The organism is Guptibacillus algicola, assembly GCF_020171805.1.
GTDB classification, from domain to species: Bacteria; Bacillota; Bacilli; order Bacillales; family Guptibacillaceae; genus Guptibacillus; species Guptibacillus algicola.
Genome location: NZ_JAIVAF010000001.1, coordinates 798,707 through 818,929, shown reverse-complemented (window position 1 = coordinate 818,929; position 20,223 = coordinate 798,707). Strand labels below are relative to the sequence as shown.

Sequence of the window (20,223 nt, the reverse complement as noted above, 5' to 3'; positions counted from 1 at the left end):
TATATTTTACAAATAAATGTCAATCAATATTGATGACCTAACCCAATATACAAATTAGTACAGAGGAAAAATTTACCGGATGAAATGAATACTAGGATTTCGTATAATAATACTAACTATCATAAATGTACAAGGAATGAAACTTCAATAAAATAGTACGAAAGCACTTTAAATGTAGTTCTAACAGCCTGTATTTAGATGTTTAATAGTAGTAAAGTCACTAGTGACGACGAGGGGTGAAGAAGTCGGATCTTTATCTGGGCACTTTGATTCGACGGAGCCAGTAGTGCAACCGACCATCTTTCATAGATGGTCTTTTTATTTAGTACAAAACAAGTAAGAAGGTGAAGATGCGATTCGAACCTTATGATAAATGATAATTTGTGAGGGAGACGGATATGAGAACTTACATTATTAAAGAAGGGGCCAGAGCTTATTTGTATATCCTTTGCGAAGATAACGGTGTACTGACAATTGTACAGAAGCTGAATGCAGAAGGGGAAGAACAGGTGATCACGCTAAATGAGGAAGAGGTAAACGAATTAAAAGAGATTCTTCATTCACCCAAATTATAAAAAAATCTAAGAAAATTGAAACGAAACAAACCGATCTCCCATAAACTGTATTGACAACAAGATAGACTGAGGGGAGACAGTTATGAAATCTACAGGAATTCTAAGAAAAGTGGATCAATTAGGGAGAGTTGTTCTGCCAATCGAGCTAAGAAGAATGCTTAATATTAATACGGACGATGCAATGGAGATTTTTGTTGAGGATGATGCCGTCATTTTAAAGAAATATGTTCACCGATTGGCATGTCAGGTTACGGGTGAAATATCAGACAAAAACCTATCTCTTGCATCCGGTACGATCATTTTAAGTCCTGCAGCTGCTAAAGAGATATTTAATCAGTTGCAACAGGAGTTTAAAAACACTTGAACGAAAAGGAAAGTCATCCGAAAAAAAGGATGACTTTCTTTTTATATTTCTAAGGAAAGGAAGGCCGGTCATAGTGAAGATTGATGCAGTACTTTCCTTCACAGCTTGAAGATCCGTTCGAGCAGCTAACTGCTAATTTTTTTAGCCCTTTAACAGTAGTGGAGTGTGCCTGCCCTTTTTGCAAAGAAAACGAAAAGACATCGTTGATAAATACATCCATGTTGCTACAACCTCCACTTAAAAAGAGAGTGGCTGTACCAAAAGCAGAAACTAAAGAAGTTTCCCACAAAACGGTCTCCATCCCGTTACAATTAGTTAGTATGTTGCCACAAAGCTGGTCTGTTACAAGCTCTCGTGTTTCTTTCTTCGGTTTTTTTTCTCTACAGCATTTTTCACATAGCATACAATCAAAACAGTAGCATTCATCAAATAGTGAATCTACTGGTATCTTTTCAAAGAATTTGTTGCTCATAGAAAATCCTCCCTCATTATTTAAAATATCTTATGCGAGGGAGGACGAACGGGTATGGTTGATTATCTTAGATTACCCGTTTGTAGAGGGTGATACAATATTTGCTGCCAAGTTTATTTGTTTCTGGTACTGTAACGACAAGCTTTGCTGGTTTGTTTGCAGATTTTGTGACGGTGGTTTGTGGAGGAACATCATAAACACCTACAATAATTTGATTAGAAGCATCTCGGATTGTTACCTGTATATTATGATCACCAGCATTGAATACTTCAAACGTCCCTTGAAGATAGTCATCTACTCCACCCTCAGCAGCGTCCCAGACAGCTAAATCATTTCCTGGAGCCAAATTCCCACAAATTTTTTCTTGAAAGACTTGACCATCTGGACAACATGCGTTGTTATCCCATTGAGAACCACACATAAAACATCTCTCCTACATAATTAATTTATACAGATTCATCATCTGCATATAGCATTACATGCATGTACGAATGATTTTGATTGTTTAAATAGCTGAGAAAATGAAATATGGGTGAAGAAATGGTGTAAGGTCTATTGTTTCGAGCAAAAAAATAGCCATCCTACTTGGATGGCTTTACATATTCTTCAGCTTTGAAAGTTAGTCTCGAATTCTAATCGCTTTTATTTCTCTACAGTCGACAATTACTGGGTCATTATCATGTCCTTTAAAGGTTGCACAGCAGGTCCTAGGGTCGAAGCAAAAGAAAACTAAATCTTTGTCCATCCCATTAAAGAAAATCTCAACTTCTGTATTTGGTTGAAGGCTTTTTAAGACATCACAGACACATCCATCGCACTTTGAGCGCGGTGAAACTTGGTCATAATCATGATCGAATAAACTCATTATTATTCTCCTATCCATTTAAATTGGAAGTTTAGCACATACTAACTTCTCTACAGTTAATGCAGGAAATGGATAAGAAGAGACGGCTAATTATCTAGTTCGTAAGCCCTTTTTGACATCTATGAAGATAAACCCCTTAACAATCAATGAAAATAGGTCTTCGCTTTCTAAAAAAAATAAATCAAAAGATTCTTCTCGGAGTATAAATATACTTTATCAACATAATTGTGAAAAATGGATTTCGTTGTGGTACTGTTCGTAGATAATCCGTCTAGCTTCCATAACTTCATATAATCTCTAACAGCTTCCTTATAAGCTCCCTCTTCCAGCATATCGATTAAAGTAGTCTCTTCTTTGAATCTTGATTGGATATCATCCATATTAGTCTTTTCATCCTGGAGTTCCTTCAATGAGATCAAGCCTTCAGTGAAGGCTTCCACCTTTCGTTCGTACCTTTTTTTAGAAGAGCGCATTTTTTGTTCTAGGCTGGCTTTATTGTAATCTACGTTAAGAAACACCTCAGTATCGAACTTCAGATTGAATGAAAGGAAAAGGGAAGTTAGTCCCTCTACAAACCATTCCTCAACGTGATTTGCACGATACTGTTTTTTTATGCACATGCCTTTATTCTTGTATGTCGAGCATTTGTATACTCGATAGCGATGATTCTTTGACCCAGACCAGCCAATTACCATGCTGCCGCCACAATGACCACACTTTAACAAACCACTAAGCAGGTGGGGACTTGTTTTTGCCCTTGAAGGAATATGACGTTGTTTCATCCTTTCTTGCACAGCATTCCAGTTTTTTTCATCAATGATGGCCTCATGGGCATGGTCATGCGTAATCCATTGCTCTTCATCATTGATAACACGTTTATCTCTCTCTGTTTGTGTCCGATTCCAAACGGTAGTTCCTTTATATACTGGGTTCGATAAGATTAGTTTAATAGACTGAGCGGACCATCCTCTATTTTTTTTGGACGGTATCTCATCATGATTTAGTTGCTTGGCTATAGCCTGATAGCCAAGCCCTTGATTTAGGTAATAATCGTAAATCTCACGGACGATTTTTGCTTCTTGTTCATAAATCACAAGCTTTTTCTCGATTAAACGATATCCGTAAGGGCTCTGGCTCATCCACTCGCCTTTTTGAGCGGCATAGTTCATCGTCTCGTACACGCGCTCTCGAACGCTTTCTCGTTCAAACTCTGCAACAGCTCCGAGTACTTGCATCGTCAGCCGGCCAGAAGGTGTGCACGTATCGAATGTTTCGCTTAACGATACAAGATCGACGTCATGATCAAGGAACAATTCGATGATTGAAAGCAAATCTAAAAGCTTCCTACTTAAGCGGTCCAGCTTCGTAACGAGTACCTTACAGATTTTGTTTTCAGCTATAGCAGCTAATAATTTATTCAGTTCAGGGCGATTCGCGTTTTTGGCAGATACGCCTTTATCAATAAACAGTCGAATGGGTTCTTTCCATCCCATCGCTTTGCAATAAGAGGTGAGACGTTCCTGCTGTTCGTCTAAAGAAATACCTTCATATGCCTGTTCATCAGTTGATACACGACAATAGAAAGCAATGGCTTTGCGGTGATTCGAATCACCATTCGGCATGGTTATCCCTCCTAACACTTATATTTATATGCAGGTAAAAGGAACAATTAGAAATAATTGGATTGTCCAACTGATATCAGCTCATAGATATGACTTATGGGGGTGTTCATCATGTCAGACATTAAAATTACCTTTGCCATAAAAACAGCTAATAGGGAATATAGGTTCAGTCAACAGGATGGTAATAACGATCAAGCCGTAAAAAAACTCTTGAAAGAAAGACTAGTAAATTTCGAATGTAGCTTGAGAGAAGAGGCATGCAAACAGTATCTCAAGAGGAAGTTTGGAGAAGAAATAGCAAATAAACTTAATGTGAAAATAAAGCAAAAAGCACCTTAATAAAGGTTTCCCGTTCTTTTGTAAAGGAGCTTTCCTTGCCCACTGATTTTGAAGAGCCGTGGCTCGAGTGTGTCCTTCCACGGCGGCATTTGTCATGACCTTCTGAGTTAAAGTGCCTGGCTCAACTCGAATTTGCTCGAAGATAGCAGATTCACCTTCTCCATACCTTTGCACTTTCTTGAACAGACAGAAACAGCATCTTTTGAGGTAGAAGAGCATCAAGGTGACATCGTCATTCCGATAGATTTTCAAAGAGAGTTAGAAAAGCATGCTATGGCTTATGCACTTTATAACTTTACCAGAGGAGAAGCGAGGATAAAGAGCTGTAAACGACTTAAGTAGTTTGTAGCGTCAAGAAGGAGGTAGAATTGATAGAATTGAATATTGAGAGGATAGCACAAAAACAATCATACATCGACCTTATTTTGTCGAAGAGAGCACATTCATTGTAGTAAATACTAGAATAAGCGGGGAGGTTAGTAAACTTGAAACAATCAGGGACGCTATACTTTTTCTGTGGGAAAATGGGTGCAGGAAAGTCAACGAAATCACAGCAAATGGCGATCGATAAACATGCGGTACTGTTGTCAGAGGATGAATGGCTTTCATATCTTTATCCCAATCAGATTGCATCATTTGAGGATTATATGAAATTTTCAGCACAGCTAAAGCCGTTAGTGAAAAAACATGTCCAAAACATATTAAGTGTTGGTACAGATGTCGTGATGGATTTTCCAGCTAACACTCAAAAACAGCGAAAGTGGTTTTTTAATATGGCGTCAGAGGTCAATGCTAGCCATCAACTAATATACCTTAATCTAAATAACGAGCAATGCTTACGCCGAATTGCAAAAAGGCGTAACGAACAACCAGAAAGAGCAGCTTTTGACACTGAAGATGTGTTTATTCATGTTACTACATTCTTTGAAGCACCAGAAGCATCCGAAGGATTAAATGTTTTAGAGTTTAGTGGAAAAGAATAACAAGGAGTTCAACACAGTGAGAAAAATCTTACTCCTACTAGTCTCTGCTTCACTGCTTGTGAGATACAAGTACATTCTTTTATTTCACGTTAGAAAGGAGTTATTAGTTGGATGAAAGACCACTAATCATTTAGATTGTTAGTCCAGTGTAAGGGATTCTATTGAAATTTAAGAATTGGGTGTGTTATTTAATGGAAAAATTCAAGAACTACCTTTTGCTTTTTATGCTATTGGGAACTCTAGTATTGGCTGTAGGTTGCACGAACTCCAATAGCTCAGAGGAAAGCGATAAAAAGAGCCAGGGCCAGAACGAAGAAGCTAAGACAAATGTCCGAAGCGTCTTAGAAAAAATATTTACTGGTCCAAATGAAGAACAGGTAAAATTATTAGATCCCACTGGAGATATGGAGGAATATAATAAAAAGCTCACTAATTATTATCAAGAAGATTTCAAACCTCATATGAGCGATGCTTTTTACGAGAGCCACATAATAAAACTCAATGGAGCAATAAGGTTCTTACAAGCTGCTTATCCTAAATATATATTGGAAGTAAATGAAATCACACTTGAAGAAAGAGAAGCTAAAGAGGGAGACTATCATTTTAATGTGGAGGTTACTTATACCAATAAGGATAGTGATGAAAGAGATACCATGAATATTGAAGGTACAGCGTCCACTAATGAAGAAGGGAAAATAACTAGCATTCGATATACGAATGATGAAGAATTTCGTGACTACTTGCAATAATTGAGTTTAAGTATCACAGACACATGAATAAAGCAGAAAGAACTCCTGGTAAGAGGAGTTCTTTTTATTGGACTGGGAGATCAACGTTGCTATTCCTTAACGATGTTGCTCTTTACTCGTGAGAGCATCTTAGCAAGTTGCTCGGTCTCTGCTTCACTTAAATGTTCGGTCAACTGCTTTTCTAATTCGTCTCGTATTTGATAGAGCTGTGACTTTTTTTCTTTGCCGAGAGCTGTGAGACAGATGATTTTAGAACGAGCGTCTCCATCTAATGATTCTCGTGTCACTAACCCCTTTTGTATTAAAATATCAACCAGCTTAGAAAGAGAAGAAGCTTTAATGCCGAGGTTATTTTGAATATGTGATTGATTCACTCGATTTTCTTCATACAACACAAACATGACATTCATATGAGAGATACTAAGACCTTCTTGTACTAGTCGTTCATTCTGAAGTTGTTTTACTAAATGAGAGATTTGTTGAATTTGATATCCGATGTCGTTTTTATGGGATTTATACATGAGAGTACTACCTCCTAAACTAACTGTATTTTAGCATAAAAGAAAAACAAATATCGATCGAGGTTTAATTAGTTTCCTAACTAATTATATTGTGCTATGCTGTTTTTTGTAATGAAGGAGGTAAAACGATGAACAAATTATCAAAAGTTGGTATCTTTTCATTAATGCTTACGGCAAGCTTAACGATAATGGTAGGAAGTGCTACTACACCCGCTCTCTTAAAAATATCACAGCATTATGGAGTAGAAGATATGGCCACCTGGTTAACGACACTGCCAGCACTTGGAGTTGTTATTTTCGCACCACTTGCTGGTCGGCTAATCGACCGAATTGGATCATATACTTCTTTATGCATAGGGTTAGTGTTGTATGGAGCACTCGGGGTATCAGCTATTTGGTTGACCGAAACGATCCCCTTATTTGCTGATCGGATTTTACTAGGTGGAGCGACAGCAATCGTCATGGCTTCTTCAACTGGACTCCTCGCTGAATTCTTTGTAGGAGAAGAGCGCTTGAAAATGATTGCTCTTCAGGGCATGTCGATTGAAGCAGGCGGAATTATTTTTCTAAGTATTGGTGGGCTACTTGGTGGATTAGGGTGGCAGTGGCCATTTATGATTTATTTCATCGCATGGATTGCTCTGATGTTCATCATGGTTTTTGTGCCTTTCAGGAAAGGAAATCATTCAGAAGAGGGACAAGAATCATCGAAAGAAGACAACTGGAAAACTATTTTTCCTGTGTTGCTATCGGCTTTATTAGCGATGACAATGTTTTTTATCGCATTTATCACACTACCTTTCTATCTAGCAGATAGCTTTCAATTAGGATCCACGACGACGGGCTATTTCCTAGCTATGATTTCACTTATAGCCGTTATTTCAGCTAGCGTTATGCCGAAAATGGTCAAAAAGTTCTCTGATTATCAAACGCTCATCACCGGATTTTCTCTGTTTACACTTGGTTTCATTCTATTAATGTTAGGTCAGAGTTTCTTTATAGTTGCAATTATAGCCGGCATCGTTATCGGATTCGGCTTTGGTTTCACGATTCCTTTGGCGAATCATATGGTTGTCGAAAAAAGTAATGTAAGCAATCGAGGAAAGAACCTAGCATATTTCTCTTCGTTTACATTCTTAGGGCAGTTTCTTTCATCACTTGTTGAAGGGATTTCAACTAACCTAGTCATTATTTATGCAATTGCTATTTCTATTGGCATCTTAATTATCTTATGCTATTCAATATGGCTTAAAAGAAATAACAATCGTCAAATGGTACAAACTCATTGAACCTTCACGATAATCGTCATTCCGGCTAAAGGAGTGGCGATTTTTCAGATCAGATAATAAAGAAAGAGTGACCCTGCGAACAACTCCATTGTCCACAGTGCCACTCTTTTTTTAATTACTAGGTTTCCCCCCAGCCTCTGTTTGATTTACAAAAATTCTTCTCATTAATGCAATCTATTTAGTGTGAAGGAAGAACTAGTTTATACAATACCAACATAAGACATCAAAATCCCGACGATGGTCGCGATAAACGGAATGAGTAAACCGACAAAGAAGATATCTTTGTAAGAATCTTTGTGAGTTAAACCGGTAATGGCAAACACCGTCAATAATGCTCCGTTGTGCGGAAGGATAGATGCACCAGATGCGATCGCTGTGATACGGTGCAGGATTTCAGGGTTCATTCCCATATCCATCGCTTGCTGATAGTAATCAGAACCAAGAGCGTTCAATGTGATGTTCATTCCGCCGGAAGCAGAACCGGTAATCATCGCGAGCAGTTGAGTGGCTAGGGCATCAGAGATGACAAGCCCACCTTTGATGTTCAACAAAGCTTCTTTAATGGCTGGAAAAGCGGGAGAAGCTTGTACGACAGCTCCGAAACCTACCGCTGCGCCTGTATTCACAACAGCTGTTACTGCCCCTTTTGCTCCATCATTCAAAGCAGTAATGAACTCATGAAATGCTTTCCAATTCAGAACAATCGTTAAAATGATCCCAACCAACAACGCAATTAGCATCTCTACGTCGAAAATATTAATAAGCAATACGACACAAATCAAAGGCAAGAAGGATAGGAAGACATTCGGATCGTTCCCATTACTCTCTGTTCCAGCTTTACTTTTCGGCTCTGTAAAGCCCTCACCCGCTCTGGTCAGTTTATTAGCTCTGTAAGAAAGATAGAAATAACCGCCCACAGCCATGATCAAACCAGTCACAATACCCATGATTGGCGCTGCCATCATCGTTGTATCAAAGTATTCTGTAGGGATATAGTTTTGCACTTGTGCCGTACCCGGTAAAGCGGTCATCGTAAAGGTGAACGCACCAAGTACAATCGTACCAGGGATCACTTTTCGACTAATATCCGCCTCTCTGAACAAATTGATGGCCAATGGATACATGACGAATACGACCACAAATAGACTGACACCGCCATACGTCAGAATGGCAGCACCTAACAGCACTCCTAAGATTGCTCGCTGTTTCCCAACAATCCTAGATAAAAAGCTTGCGACTACCCGTGCACTTCCTGTGACTTCCATAAGCTTTCCGAAGATAGCTCCGAATAGGAAGATCGGGAAGAAGTCTCTCGCGAAAGTTGAAAACCCGGTCATGAAGTCAGAAGTAAATGCTTCTAGAATATCCATGCCTGAAAGAATCGCTACGATCGAAGCTGCAATCGGAGCAATCCATAGAATCGACCACCCTAAGTAGGCCATGATCATCAAGGACACAAGTCCAATAACGATTGCAAACATCTCATTACCTCCTTTGGTAGTAGTTATGTAAAATTAGCATTTTACAAAAATCGACAAACTCTTTTGCAACATGAAATATCTTACTCCTACGACTTGGACGAATCAATAGATTTAGTAAGATAGAGAATTAAAGCATTTTTCTATAAAAAGAGAAAATTTAGCATAATTCACTATGAGTGAAATGGAATTTTCTTTTTGTTACCATCTTGGTTGTGTCATAAGTTAATGCAGTCTGAAAGGAGAATGAGAGATATGGTTGAAAACAAAGTAGTATTCATTACAGGAGCAGCACAAGGCATCGGGTATGAAATCGGAGAAACGTTTGCCAAGAACGGTGCGAAAGTCGTTTTATCTGATATTAACGAGGAAGGCGTAGAGAAAGCGGCAAAAGCGCTGACTGATCAAAACCTGACGGCAATTGGCGTAAAAGCGGATGTAACAAGTGAAGAAGAAATCAATGCTGCGATTAATCAAACGGTAGAAACATACGGTCGCATTGATGTTCTAATCAACAACGCTGGCCTTCAACACGTATCACCAATCGAAGAATTCCCTACATCTAAATTCAAGTTGATGCAGGACATCATGTTAACAGCACCATTTATTGCGACGAAGGCTGTTTTCCCAATCATGAAAGAACAAGGGTATGGCCGTATCCTGAACATGGCGTCTATTAACGGTGTGATCGGTTTCTCAGGAAAAGCCGCATACAACAGTGCCAAACACGGCGTGATTGGCTTGACAAAAGTGAGTGCACTAGAAGGAGCGGAACACGGCATCACGGTTAACGCAGTAGCACCAGGCTATGTTGATACACCACTAGTTCGTGGTCAATTAGAAGACTTGGCAAAATCCCGTGGAGTAGAATTGGAAAAAGTGCTTGAGGAAGTCATCTATCCACTTGTACCGCAAAAACGCCTGCTACAAGTGGAAGAAATTGCAAACTACTCCATGTTCCTTGCAAGTGATAAGGCGAAAAGTGTAACAGGACAAGCCGTCGTAATCGATGGTGGGTATACTGCTCAATAAGTTTCAAAGAGCTTTCTAACAATTATTAAAGCAAGGCTAGGATTTCTTGGCGAAAAAAGGTTCGGTTCATCACATCTTGATGAACCGAACCTTTTTTACTTGGTTGTTCCATTTTTAAAGCAACAAAATTGCTTCCATTTCAGAACATAGATATCGATTTTCAGGCCTTCAGAAGCATATCCGTAAATAGGATATGCTTTCTATTTTTTTTAGGAAGTTATTCCTCGTTGTTTTAGTGCTGGATCTAATGTGTAGTTGTAAGTCAAGATTTCTTGAATAATTTACTGCCATGTTTTTTCTACTATGCAGTAGATATGTGGGCTTTGACTCGGTAAACTTTTTTCTCGTTAAATCCACGGGCCCGTTCACCATAATCAAGCAAGGGGTGGCGGGGAAAGGGGGATGAGTTTCGCCTCCGGGAATGCAACCGCTCTCCCCAATCAATCTTACAAAGGATAAACATACAACCATATCGAAACTTTTATAAAAGGAGGAGAGGAAATGCAAGTAGAAGAAAAACGATTAAATAAAAAGGAATTCCATAAACTTATGGCCGTCACACTATTTAACTCAACTTGGGATTACTTAGATAAAAAAGAAAGAACGGATCGTGAAAATGAAACTATGATACATATGGCACATGCTTCCCGTTATCATTGGGAAGTCATTGGGGAGCCAATCAATACGGCTAGAGGAGATTGGCAAGTTTCTCGAGTTTATGCTGTATTAGGTCGGTTCGAACCAGCTCTTCATCACGCTCAACAAAGTTTGGATGTTTGTTTGCGTGAAGAAATAAAAGATTTTGATCTTGCATTCGCTTATGAAGCAATAGCTCGGGCATACAAGGTTGGAAACCAAGAGGAAGATAGTAACAAATATAAAAAACTCGCTTATAAAGCTTGTGATGAAATTGCTAAAGAGGACGATCGGAAAGTTGTAATAGAGGATCTAACATCTATTTAATGAAAAGAAAACTTGATATCTAGATAGTGGGGCTGTTACTTAATAGGATGGGTTGGGAAGCGGTTCGCTTTCCTGCCGGCGAGCTGGCAAGCTACCTCACTCTTTTGATTAATCATCTTTTAGTGAAAGGTGAATTCAGCTGTACAACAGTCTTAAAGATGGTAGTATTCCTTTGTTCTTTTTATAGGTTATTTATTGGGGGGAGGTCTAGCCATGGGTAATAGGAATTATTTAATTGAGGGTGTTTCCTGCACTGGCAAAACTACGGTCTGTAACGAATTGCAGCGGCGAGGCTTCCATGCTATTCATGGCGATCGCGAATTGGCTTATCAAGGTGACCCTGAAACCGGCACACGGACGGATACTGCAACGCACCAGAACCACATTTGGCATGTAGATAAAGTAAAAGCCTTGATTGCTAACTCGGATGAGGAGGTAACATTTTTCTGTGGTGGTTCAAGGAACTTTTCGAAATTCATAGACCTTTTTGACGCAGTTTTTGTCCTCGATGTCGATATTGATACATTGAACCGGCGGCTTATTGAGCGGCCGGAAAAAGAGTTTGGGGGAAAGATATCGGAAAGGGAACTCATTGTGCGATTGCACCATACAAAAGAAGATATTCCAAGAGACGGAATACTAATAGACGCCACGGCTCCAATCCAGCACGTCGTTGACGCGATTTTTCAAGAAACTGAAGAAAAATAAACGCTAGGAACGCATCTTTAATAATCGATTAGATGAATGTGTTGTTTAGGGCGTATTAACAGAATAATATTGAAACAGCATATATGGATTGGTGAAATCTATCAATATGCTGTTTTGTTTTGAAACTTTTTCCAAAGATGTTCGTATTGATTAAAGAGGGCAGATGATCCTTAAATCCTCTTCATGGAACACTGAGTTTCTAATAATGCTGTTTATTTCTTGGCATGATCATGTTGCCTGAATTTGCATTATGTATAGGAGGTTTAATAGGGGGGAGTTTAATGCTTTGATTTATAAGTTTCTTTTTGGTTTGGTGTTCTTACTAGGTACTCTTATGCTTGCTTTCTCACTAAGTGCTGCTTCTTCGACAGTTAATAAGTATTTAGAGAATAAGTTGAGTAGTAAGGTAAAGTATGTCTTCCTTGTTTTGTTAACGATTTTATTTGATGCTATTTTGGTTTTTCTTTTTTCATGGAAAACTCAATGGACTCTTGCGGATTCCTGGTTCACTTGTAGCATACTATTAATAGCTATTGTTTGGCTGCCAGGGTACTTTAGACCTTTTCATCAGAATGCTAGTAGAACAGTAGCGAATTTCAGTTCAGGTTATAAATCTAGTAGTATTTCAATCTTTCGGCTATCTTCTCACCCTTTTGTTATTGGAACCCTAATTGTTGGAATTACTGGAATAGTATCATCCGTTATTTTATATCTTCCGTACCTTTTATAAGGTAGGAAAGGAATGAATTTTGAATCGAAAGGGTCTTTCTCTTGTTAAAGAAGCTGATGTATTATGCATGTGTTGCAATTGGAATAATAGTCTTAGTAATGGCGTCAACTACACCATCTCAAGCAGTTGTTGATAAATGGGTTTCCCAAAAATACAATATCGAATGTGAAGTAGATGGAAGTTGTACGAATGGAGAAGGTCGTATTCGTTTAAGTTCTTCTCACTTCAAAAACACCGGTATCTATTCCTCTTACGAACAAAGATTTGAGGACTCTGAAGGTGGGGAAACAGTAATTAGAACTTTAGGTGTGTTTGGTCAGTTGTTTGAGATGGAAAGTAGCAAATTATGGGAGATGCTTAATTAGAAATCAATAGATTCCTATCAAAATCGACTTGAAGGAGAGTTTATGAATTAATGGATGCTTTGCAAATCAAGCTAGAAATAATAATCCAGTTATAAAGGCAGTTTCTCAAATATGAGAGACTGTTTTTTTGTGTAAAACCCAGTTTCCCGGGTGGTTTTTATGTTTTCTTTCATATGATATAGTTTTTGAGGTTTGGAAACTATGAGACGAAACGATAAGACTGAAAGGGGGAGCTTATATGCGAGAAAGAATGATCAGATGGAGTTTCTTTTTTATTGGGTTAGCTATTCTTGGCCTTGGTATCGCTATGACAATCAAAGGGAAAGCTTTTGGAATTGGCCCCTGGGATGTTTTTCATTATGGCTTATATAAACAATTCGGTCTTACGATCGGTACATGGTCAATAATTACCGGGTTTGTCATTCTTGGCTTTACATCACTATATTCGAAATCGTTACCTCAAAAAGGAGCATTTTTAAATATGCTGTTTCTTGGCCTTTTCATAGATTTGTTTTTGTTCTTACTTCCTGATCCCTCCACTATTGTGATTCAGGGTGTAATTTATATAAGTGGTCTAGTCATTCTCGGTTATGGAATAGGCGTATATGTTACATCTGGTCTTGGGGCAGGTCCTAGAGATGGAATTATGCTTTTAATAGTTGAAAAGACAGGCTGGCGAATTGATTGGGTTAGAAATGGTATTGAAATAGCAGTTTTATTAATTGGTTGGGCTCTCGGAGGACCAGTTGGAATAGGTAGTATTGTGATCGCATTTATGCTTGGTAAAGTTATTAGCGTTGCACTACCACAATGTAAATGGTTACTTGCAGCTATTCTTAGTTATGATAATAGTAAAGATGCTACAGCAAAAGACCTTTCATAATGAGCATTACTAACGAAATAAACCTTACAAGACGCATGCATAAGCATGCGTTTTTTTGTGCTAGATAGAGTCATACTGTAGAAGTATATTTATCAAAGAAGAAGGGAAAGTCCATAGACATATTGAATACTTTTTTAGATAATATCTTTTTAAAGGGCCCCTGTGTAAGTGTTTTCCAATAATACAAATTTATTACTTTAGTAAAATTTTAGAGAGGAGCCTGTATGATGAATGAGAGTATCCTGTCGCGTAACAATGTAAATATCTACGGACAAGGGGAGATTCCCATGCTCTTCGCACCAGGTTTTGGTTGTGACCAGAATGTGTGGAGGTTAGTTGCGGAGTCTTTCGAAAAGGATTATAAAGTCATTCTTTTTGATTACGTTGGATCAGGAAATTCAGATATAGGTGCCTATGATGAGACGAGGTACAGCAATTTGGAAGGCTATGCCGAGGATGTCCTGGATGTTTGTGCTGCACTAGACATAAGAGATGCGATCTTTGTAGGGCATTCAGTAGGAGGTACGATTGGTATGCTTGCCTCCTTGAAACGTCCAGAGTATTTTTCCGATCTTATTATGCTAGGACCATCGCCTTGTTATTTAAATGACCCACCTCATTACCATGGTGGATTTGAAAGGGAGGAGCTATTAGGTTTACTAGAATTAATGGAGAAAAATTATATCGGATGGGCCAATGCCTTCTCTGTGAGTGCAATGAGTAACATAGATAGACCTGAACTTGCTCGTGATCTTGAATCTCGCTTTTGTTCGACTGACCCTATCATCGCTCTTCAATTCGCACAGGCTACCTTCTTTACTGATAATCGAAAGGATTTACCGAACGTAAGAATCTCTACTCTCATACTTCAGTGTTCAGAAGACATTATTGCGCCAGTTAATGTTGGTGAATATCTTCATGAACAGCTTCCTACTAGCACCTACAAGCTCATGGAGGCCACTGGTCATTGTCCTCATATGAGTTATCCTGAAGAAACCAGTCACTTTATCCGTGAATACCTCATGGATAAGTCTGAGAACGTTTCTGAGCTGAAACGAATTGGTGATCTCCCCTAATGGAAGACCGATTTAATTTTGCACCATGTGGATTTCTTACACTCTCAGAAGAAGGAACAATCCTATCTGCTAATCAAACATTACTACAGCTCCTAGGATATGAATTAGAGCAATTGATGGGAGAGAACGTTAACATTATCCTAACAGTCCCTGCGCGAGTTTTTTACCAATTCTATTTTGTTCCTATAATAAAAACAGGCAAACCTGTTGAAGAAATGTACTTTTCTCTGAAGTCTTTAGACGGAGTTGAGATTCCCGTGTTAATCAACGCAGTGCTAAGAAAAGGGACGAGGGAAATAGACTGTGTACTTGTGCCTATGCATAAAAGAAATGAGTACGAAAATGAATTGCTCATTGCGCGGAAAAAAGCAGAGTCTGCTTTGTTAGAAAAACGAAAGGCGAATGAAAAGCTAGAAATCGCTTTGAAGGAGCTAGAAACGAAACAAGCAGAGTTGATGAATCTTAACGAAGAAAATCAGACGTTCAAAACAGAAACGAAGAAGGAATTGCATCTTGCTAAAATCATCCAAGAGGCTTCATTAACGAGTCCTATTAAAAATGATTTTATACAAATTGAATCCTATTATGAAGCCTCTAGTGATCTGTCAGGCGATATGTTTGGCGTCTATCAAATTAACCCTCATCAATATGGAATTATTATTCTAGATGTAATGGGACATGGAATTTCTTCCTCATTAATCACGATGTCTCTTCAATCTGTGTTTCAACGGTTAATTTCAAAAGGGGTTTCTCCGGATTTTTTAATGAAAGAATTAGATAATCATCTGCATGGGCTATTTCAAAATAATGAGGAAACGTGGCATTATTGTACAGTAATTTATCTTTTAATCAATACGTTTAACCAAACAGTACACTATCTAAATGCAGGACATCCACCTGCATTATGGCAGCACAATACGTATGAACAATATGAACTTTCATCAACATGTCCCCCAATCGGGACCTTTTCAAACATGAATTTTGATTATGAAACGTTCAATTACGAGAAGGGTGATCGTTTACTTCTATATACGGATGGTGTCATCGACCCTTATGACTCACACTATCTTTCTGCTTTATTAAAAAGATACCCAACTGTTCCTTTACCTGTTCTGAAAGAGAAACTTCTCCAGTTAGTTGAAGAACAAGCTACATATCACCAAGAAGACGATAAATGCTTTATATTGATTGATTTGAAGGACGGAGTAGATGTATTGAATAAAGGAATGTAGTCTCCGAATAAAAAAATCCCCCTCCAAAAGGAGAGGAATCGTTCTCAGGCTTTTACTAAATCCATTTCAATTTCATGATCTTTAATATAGGCAATAGGCAGAAGAGTGTTTTCGAAGTCAAATGACTTAAGTTCTTCACCTTTCGCTAAGCGGTTTGGATAATCTGGGTTTGCAAGTGCGCTAGTACCTAGACTAACAAAATCCGCGTCTCCATCTGTAATTAGCTTGCTAGCCTTTTGTAGATCGCCAAGTCCGCCATTAGCTATGATAGGAAGGGTAGAGAAAGCCTTGGCTGCAGAAGTTAAGGATTTTGTTCCTTCACCGAACGCTGATTGAGCTGCATCGCCATCTGTAACATGGATGTAGTCGAGGCCAGTGTTGTTTAGGGTAGAGAAGATTAATTGAGCTGACTCTTCCCCATCAGGCCATTTGTAAGAAGGATCAGCAACTTTTATCTGTGATATCCGGATACCTACAGTGAAATCTTCACCTACAGCATTCTTTACATCTTTTATCACTTCAGTAATTAGTCTCAGGCGATTTTCTAACGAACCACCATATTCATCCGAGCGGTTATTTGTATAATCTGTTAAAAACTGATCCAGAAGATAGCCGTTGGCCCCATGAATTTCTACTCCGTCAAAGCCAGCTTCCTCTGCATAGCGAGCAGATTGAACGAATGACACACGAATTTGCTCAATATCTTCCTTCGTTAGCGATTTAGGTTTTTGGAAAGGACCTGATCCACCGTAAAATCCAAGTTGCTCTCCTTTAGGAGCAATGTCTGAAGGGGCTACAGTAGTATCTGTATAAACATTTCCCTGACTTTGTCCACCAGCGTGCATAAGCTGAGCAATGATAGCTGTATCATGTTGGTGCACCGTATCAACGATTTCCTTCCACGCATTTACATGGTTTTCATTCGTAAGACCAGGTTGGTTTAAATAGCCTTGACTGTAAAGCTGATCAGTATAAATTCCTTCTGTAATGATTGCGCTAAACCCACCTTTTGCATACCGTTCGTAGTAGTCACGCATCTTATTCGTTGCGCTACCATCATCAGTTGCAGTAATTCGGGTCATTGGAGCGACGATAAATCTGTTAGATAGAGTATGTTTACCGAGCTTTTGTTCTGTATATAAATGATCGTATTTCATTTCTTTCACCCTTTCGAATTAAAGATATCGTAATTCATTATAAATGGAATGAGGGCTTTTCTCGAACCATATGCTCACTACAGTAGGCTGTTCATCTTTACCCAGTTCATGCGCTCACTACACAAAAAAAGATAACCCCTTTTGAAGGAGTTATCTCTCTGAAGGTTCTATCGAATCTGGCCAGTACCAGTCATGCAATACTTAATCGTTGTCAGTGCTGGTAGACCCATAGGTCCTCTTGCATGCAGTTTCTGTGTTGAGATACCGATCTCTGCACCGAAACCAAGAGCTGATCCGTCTGTAAAGCGAGTAGAAGCATTGTGATATACTGCTGCTGCATCGACTAAGTTACGAAATAGTGAAGCTGATTCTGGGTCTTCTGTAATAATAGCTTCAGAGTGCTTCGTTCCGTACGTTTCGATGTGGTCGATTGCTTCTTGTGTGCTTTCAACTGATTTAATTGCAATTTCAAGTCCAAGATACTCATTGCTCCAGTCATCTTCGTCTGCAAGGACTGCATCTTTAAACGTATTAACGATGTGCTCGTCACCATGAATTTTGATGTTGTTATCAGCAAGAGATTTTTCAAGAAGGTCTTTGTTCTCGTTCAACCATTCTTTGTGCACGATAAGTGTCTCAGCAGCGTTACATACTGCTGGTCGATCTGTTTTTGCATTAATAAAAATGTTGATTGCTTTTTTTGCATCAGCTGCTTTATCAAAATAGATATGGCAGTTACCTACACCTGTTTCAAGGACAGGAACTGTTGCATTGTTAACAACCGTGTTAATAAGTGCTCCGCCACCACGAGGGATTAGCACATCGATATGCTCTTTCATCGTGAACAGTTCGCTTGTCGCTTTACGGTCTGTTGTTGCGATTAGTTGTACTGCATCCACTGGAATCTTTGTTTTAGGAAGAGCGGAATGAATAACTTTTACAATTCCTTTGTTGGAATTAAGAGCGTTAGATCCGCCTTTTAATACGATCGCATTACCAGATTTAAGAGCAAGTCCCGTAGCATCAACTGTTACATTCGGACGAGCTTCATAAATCATTCCGATTACGCCGAGAGGTACACGAACTTGTTCGACTTGCATACCGTTATCTAGATTCCAATCAGAAAGAACTTCACCAACTGGATCTTCAAGCTGTGCTACTTCACGAAGACCGTTTGCGAAATCTTTAACGCGATCTTCAGTTAAGCGAAGACGATCCATAAATGCTTCAGTAAATTCTTTTTCTTTACCGCGTTCAAGATCTTTGTTGTTTTCTTGTAGGATATAATCCGTTTCCTTTTCAAGCACGTCTGCGATAATGTTGAGCGCTTCGTTTTTTTCTTCAGTCGTAAGCAGCGAAAGCTTTTTAGAAGCTTTCTGTGCCTGCTTCGCCTGTTCTTTTACATTTACTTCTACTGTTGTATTTAGAGTAGTCATCAAACGCCTCCTGTGAAATTAGTGTTCTTAAGTCGATTTCTTAATTATTATTATGAGCCAAGTGGAATGGCAAGCTGATCTTGTGATACGAAATCATTGATATGAACAGCTTCTTTTACAGATACATCGATCAATTCTGAAATCTCATCAGATGTGAGCCCCTTAATCATCTTAAGGTGTTTTGAAGAGTAGTTCGTCACACCAAGACCGATTTCTTCACCGTCCATATCTGTTACCTTAACTACTGCACCTGGTTTAAAGTGCCCGTGTACATAATGGACGCCGATAGGCTGTAAGCTTCGTTCTTGATCTGAAATTTCGTCTCTTGCTTTATCTGTAACGATTACTTCACCTTCAGGGCCTGAATTAAATGCGATCCATTGCTTCTTATTGTCAAGCTCTGCGTCGCCTTCAGGTTCGAAGTACGTTCCTCTTGCTGTCTCTTGAACAGCGTTATAAATAATACCTTTTGTTGAAGCATTACCAAGGAATGAATTTGTACCTGAAGCCATAGCAATTTTCACAGCATCGATCTTAGATCTCATGCCACCTGTTCCAACAGAGCTACTTGGCTCTCCAGCAGACTCTTCGATTTCAGGGGTGATTTCTGTTACATGTTCAAGTAGTTCAGCGTCAGGATTTTTCCTTGGGTCGTCGCTGAACAGACCATCTATATCTGAAAGGATGATAAGTTGATCAGCATCAACTAAAGCACCGACTTTAGCTGATAGTGTATCGTTATCTCCAAACTTCAAACGTTCTACTGTAACTGTGTCATTTTCATTTACGATCGGTACAATACCGCGTTCTAACAATACATTAATGGTATTGCGTGCGTTGTTATATCTTTTTCGATCGGAAAAGTCACTTCTCGTAATCAAGATCTGTGAAGCTGTATAACCATGGGAAATGAATCGCTCTGAGTAAGCTTCCATCAATAAGCCCTGGCCAATGGACGCGGCCGCTTGTTTTTCAGAAAGAGATGTCGGACGCTCGAGGCAACCGAGTCTGCGATACCCTGCAGCTACTGCACCTGAAGATACGAGAAGTACTTCGTGTCCTTCATCTTTCAACATTACGATGTCATCAACCAAACGTTCTAGTTTTCTGCGGCTAATGTCTCCGAGTCTGCTCGTAAGTGAGCTGCTTCCAATTTTTATTACGATTCGCTTTTTTCCATCGTCTAGATTCATCATTTCACTCCTATTAACTTACCGTTAAATGTGTTTTTTTCATGTGTCACTGGACAATTTGCTGTAATCAATTCGACTATTCGAGTATAACAAACCAACATTTCCTTACAATACCAGCTTCCCAAATAGTGCGGATAAATGGAGAATATCTAAGAAAATGGACGATAGAAGCTCTAACCTCTTCTTATATA

Annotated in this window: 23 protein-coding genes and 1 riboswitch; of the genes, 15 read left to right on the top strand and 8 right to left on the bottom strand. The window is 39.0% G+C overall.

The genetic code is table 11. The annotated features are described in order from the left end of the window. The first annotated feature begins 223 nt into the window (after positions 1–223). Positions 224–307: riboswitch (cyclic di-GMP riboswitch) on the top strand. Positions 308–398: 91 nt separating this feature from the next. After that, positions 399–575, top strand: a complete 177-nt coding sequence (locus tag LCM09_RS04375) for a hypothetical protein (RefSeq protein ID WP_224878953.1) — start codon at positions 399–401, stop codon at positions 573–575. Between the two features lie 82 nt (positions 576–657). Continuing rightward, positions 658–939 (top strand): AbrB/MazE/SpoVT family DNA-binding domain-containing protein, encoded by a 282-nt coding sequence (locus LCM09_RS04370; RefSeq protein ID WP_224878951.1) that lies wholly within the window; start codon positions 658–660, stop codon positions 937–939. A gap of 49 nt (positions 940–988) precedes the next feature. Here the strand turns inward: LCM09_RS04370 and LCM09_RS04365 are convergent, their stop codons facing one another. The 3 genes from LCM09_RS04365 to LCM09_RS04355 all read right to left on the bottom strand — a co-directional run bounded on the left by LCM09_RS04365 (position 989) and on the right by LCM09_RS04355 (position 3,898). Further along, the gene (locus tag LCM09_RS04365) at positions 989–1,411 is read right to left on the bottom strand and encodes an S-Ena type endospore appendage (RefSeq protein WP_224878950.1); all 423 of its coding nucleotides are present in this window, start codon (positions 1,409–1,411) and stop codon (positions 989–991) included. 67 nt (positions 1,412–1,478) lie between these two features. Further along, positions 1,479–1,832: an S-Ena type endospore appendage gene (locus LCM09_RS04360; RefSeq protein WP_224878948.1), complete on the bottom strand. Its 354-nt coding sequence runs from the start codon at positions 1,830–1,832 to the stop codon at positions 1,479–1,481. A 611-nt stretch (positions 1,833–2,443) separates the two neighbouring features. Then, positions 2,444–3,898, bottom strand: a complete 1,455-nt coding sequence (locus LCM09_RS04355; RefSeq protein WP_224878946.1) for a recombinase family protein — start codon at positions 3,896–3,898, stop codon at positions 2,444–2,446. Between the two features lie 111 nt (positions 3,899–4,009). On the opposite strand from LCM09_RS04355, the gene LCM09_RS04350 reads away from it, so the two are divergent. From LCM09_RS04350 to LCM09_RS04335, 4 genes are all read left to right on the top strand, one after another. Continuing rightward, positions 4,010–4,237 (top strand): hypothetical protein, encoded by a 228-nt coding sequence (locus LCM09_RS04350; RefSeq protein WP_224878944.1) that lies wholly within the window; start codon positions 4,010–4,012, stop codon positions 4,235–4,237. 168 nt (positions 4,238–4,405) lie between these two features. After that, on the top strand, positions 4,406–4,579 hold the full coding sequence (locus tag LCM09_RS04345) for a manganese catalase family protein (protein ID WP_224878942.1): 174 nt from the start codon (positions 4,406–4,408) through the stop codon (positions 4,577–4,579). A gap of 143 nt (positions 4,580–4,722) precedes the next feature. Then, a complete protein-coding gene (locus tag LCM09_RS04340; RefSeq protein WP_224878940.1) occupies positions 4,723–5,220 on the top strand; it encodes a P-loop nucleotide/nucleoside kinase family protein in 498 nt (165 codons plus the stop codon). Positions 5,221–5,411: 191 nt separating this feature from the next. Then, positions 5,412–5,969, top strand: coding sequence for a hypothetical protein (locus tag LCM09_RS04335; protein ID WP_224878938.1), 558 nt, complete (start codon positions 5,412–5,414; stop codon positions 5,967–5,969). A gap of 89 nt (positions 5,970–6,058) precedes the next feature. Here the strand turns inward: LCM09_RS04335 and LCM09_RS04330 are convergent, their stop codons facing one another. Then, a complete protein-coding gene (locus tag LCM09_RS04330) occupies positions 6,059–6,490 on the bottom strand; it encodes a MarR family winged helix-turn-helix transcriptional regulator (RefSeq protein ID WP_224878936.1) in 432 nt (143 codons plus the stop codon). 128 nt (positions 6,491–6,618) lie between these two features. Here LCM09_RS04330 and LCM09_RS04325 point away from each other — a divergent pair, with 128 nt between their 5' ends. Continuing rightward, a complete protein-coding gene (locus tag LCM09_RS04325; RefSeq protein WP_224878934.1) occupies positions 6,619–7,779 on the top strand; it encodes an MFS transporter in 1,161 nt (386 codons plus the stop codon). A gap of 200 nt (positions 7,780–7,979) precedes the next feature. Here the strand turns inward: LCM09_RS04325 and LCM09_RS04320 are convergent, their stop codons facing one another. Then, positions 7,980–9,260, bottom strand: a complete 1,281-nt coding sequence (locus tag LCM09_RS04320; RefSeq protein WP_224878932.1) for a GntP family permease — start codon at positions 9,258–9,260, stop codon at positions 7,980–7,982. A 252-nt stretch (positions 9,261–9,512) separates the two neighbouring features. Between LCM09_RS04320 and LCM09_RS04315 the strand changes: the two genes are divergently transcribed. From LCM09_RS04315 to LCM09_RS04280, 8 genes are all read left to right on the top strand, one after another. Beyond that, entirely contained in the window at positions 9,513–10,289 is a 777-nt protein-coding gene (locus LCM09_RS04315) for a 3-hydroxybutyrate dehydrogenase (RefSeq protein ID WP_224880077.1), read from the top strand. 501 nt (positions 10,290–10,790) lie between these two features. Continuing rightward, complete coding sequence (locus tag LCM09_RS04310; RefSeq protein WP_224878930.1) at positions 10,791–11,252, top strand: hypothetical protein; 462 nt, start codon at positions 10,791–10,793, stop codon at positions 11,250–11,252. A gap of 213 nt (positions 11,253–11,465) precedes the next feature. Next, positions 11,466–11,960: an AAA family ATPase gene (locus LCM09_RS04305; protein WP_224878928.1), complete on the top strand. Its 495-nt coding sequence runs from the start codon at positions 11,466–11,468 to the stop codon at positions 11,958–11,960. A gap of 286 nt (positions 11,961–12,246) precedes the next feature. Then, positions 12,247–12,690, top strand: a complete 444-nt coding sequence (locus LCM09_RS04300) for a hypothetical protein (RefSeq protein WP_224878926.1) — start codon at positions 12,247–12,249, stop codon at positions 12,688–12,690. Between the two features lie 98 nt (positions 12,691–12,788). Next, entirely contained in the window at positions 12,789–13,055 is a 267-nt protein-coding gene (locus tag LCM09_RS04295; protein ID WP_224878924.1) for a hypothetical protein, read from the top strand. 238 nt (positions 13,056–13,293) lie between these two features. Beyond that, positions 13,294–13,938, top strand: coding sequence for a YczE/YyaS/YitT family protein (locus tag LCM09_RS04290; RefSeq protein WP_224878923.1), 645 nt, complete (start codon positions 13,294–13,296; stop codon positions 13,936–13,938). 227 nt (positions 13,939–14,165) lie between these two features. After that, positions 14,166–15,014, top strand: coding sequence for an alpha/beta fold hydrolase (locus LCM09_RS04285; RefSeq protein ID WP_224880075.1), 849 nt, complete (start codon positions 14,166–14,168; stop codon positions 15,012–15,014). Then, positions 15,014–16,246, top strand: a complete 1,233-nt coding sequence (locus tag LCM09_RS04280) for a SpoIIE family protein phosphatase (RefSeq protein ID WP_224878921.1) — start codon at positions 15,014–15,016, stop codon at positions 16,244–16,246. The genes LCM09_RS04285 and LCM09_RS04280 overlap by 1 nt, the downstream gene beginning before the upstream one ends. A gap of 44 nt (positions 16,247–16,290) precedes the next feature. Here the strand turns inward: LCM09_RS04280 and LCM09_RS04275 are convergent, their stop codons facing one another. The 3 genes from LCM09_RS04275 to proB all read right to left on the bottom strand — a co-directional run bounded on the left by LCM09_RS04275 (position 16,291) and on the right by proB (position 20,032). Continuing rightward, positions 16,291–17,403, bottom strand: a complete 1,113-nt coding sequence (locus LCM09_RS04275) for an oxidoreductase (protein WP_224878919.1) — start codon at positions 17,401–17,403, stop codon at positions 16,291–16,293. 167 nt (positions 17,404–17,570) lie between these two features. Continuing rightward, positions 17,571–18,839 (bottom strand): glutamate-5-semialdehyde dehydrogenase, encoded by a 1,269-nt coding sequence (locus LCM09_RS04270; protein ID WP_224878918.1) that lies wholly within the window; start codon positions 18,837–18,839, stop codon positions 17,571–17,573. Positions 18,840–18,889: 50 nt separating this feature from the next. Further along, the gene (proB, locus tag LCM09_RS04265; RefSeq protein WP_224880073.1) at positions 18,890–20,032 is read right to left on the bottom strand and encodes a glutamate 5-kinase; all 1,143 of its coding nucleotides are present in this window, start codon (positions 20,030–20,032) and stop codon (positions 18,890–18,892) included. Between the last annotated feature and the right edge of the window lie 191 nt (positions 20,033–20,223).

Bases quoted from the DNA above. Each gene is read 5' to 3' on its own strand.
- LCM09_RS04275 (WP_224878919.1), bottom strand. From the start codon at position 17,403: ATGAAATACGATCATTTATATACAGAACAAAAGCTCGGTAAACATACT.
- LCM09_RS04325 (WP_224878934.1), top strand. From the start codon at position 6,619: ATGAACAAATTATCAAAAGTTGGTATCTTTTCATTAATGCTTACGGCA.
- LCM09_RS04370 (WP_224878951.1), top strand. From the start codon at position 658: ATGAAATCTACAGGAATTCTAAGAAAAGTGGATCAATTAGGGAGAGTT.
- LCM09_RS04335 (WP_224878938.1), top strand. From the start codon at position 5,412: ATGGAAAAATTCAAGAACTACCTTTTGCTTTTTATGCTATTGGGAACT.
- LCM09_RS04320 (WP_224878932.1), bottom strand. From the start codon at position 9,260: ATGTTTGCAATCGTTATTGGACTTGTGTCCTTGATGATCATGGCCTAC.
- proB (WP_224880073.1), bottom strand. From the start codon at position 20,032: ATGAATCTAGACGATGGAAAAAAGCGAATCGTAATAAAAATTGGAAGC.
- LCM09_RS04270 (WP_224878918.1), bottom strand. From the start codon at position 18,839: ATGACTACTCTAAATACAACAGTAGAAGTAAATGTAAAAGAACAGGCG.
- LCM09_RS04305 (WP_224878928.1), top strand. From the start codon at position 11,466: ATGGGTAATAGGAATTATTTAATTGAGGGTGTTTCCTGCACTGGCAAA.
- LCM09_RS04350 (WP_224878944.1), top strand. From the start codon at position 4,010: ATGTCAGACATTAAAATTACCTTTGCCATAAAAACAGCTAATAGGGAA.
- LCM09_RS04310 (WP_224878930.1), top strand. From the start codon at position 10,791: ATGCAAGTAGAAGAAAAACGATTAAATAAAAAGGAATTCCATAAACTT.
- LCM09_RS04360 (WP_224878948.1), bottom strand. From the start codon at position 1,832: ATGTGTGGTTCTCAATGGGATAACAACGCATGTTGTCCAGATGGTCAA.
- LCM09_RS04290 (WP_224878923.1), top strand. From the start codon at position 13,294: ATGCGAGAAAGAATGATCAGATGGAGTTTCTTTTTTATTGGGTTAGCT.
- LCM09_RS04375 (WP_224878953.1), top strand. From the start codon at position 399: ATGAGAACTTACATTATTAAAGAAGGGGCCAGAGCTTATTTGTATATC.
- LCM09_RS04315 (WP_224880077.1), top strand. From the start codon at position 9,513: ATGGTTGAAAACAAAGTAGTATTCATTACAGGAGCAGCACAAGGCATC.
- LCM09_RS04355 (WP_224878946.1), bottom strand. From the start codon at position 3,898: ATGCCGAATGGTGATTCGAATCACCGCAAAGCCATTGCTTTCTATTGT.
- LCM09_RS04295 (WP_224878924.1), top strand. From the start codon at position 12,789: ATGGCGTCAACTACACCATCTCAAGCAGTTGTTGATAAATGGGTTTCC.
- LCM09_RS04280 (WP_224878921.1), top strand. From the start codon at position 15,014: ATGGAAGACCGATTTAATTTTGCACCATGTGGATTTCTTACACTCTCA.
- LCM09_RS04365 (WP_224878950.1), bottom strand. From the start codon at position 1,411: ATGAGCAACAAATTCTTTGAAAAGATACCAGTAGATTCACTATTTGAT.
- LCM09_RS04285 (WP_224880075.1), top strand. From the start codon at position 14,166: ATGAATGAGAGTATCCTGTCGCGTAACAATGTAAATATCTACGGACAA.
- LCM09_RS04330 (WP_224878936.1), bottom strand. From the start codon at position 6,490: ATGTATAAATCCCATAAAAACGACATCGGATATCAAATTCAACAAATC.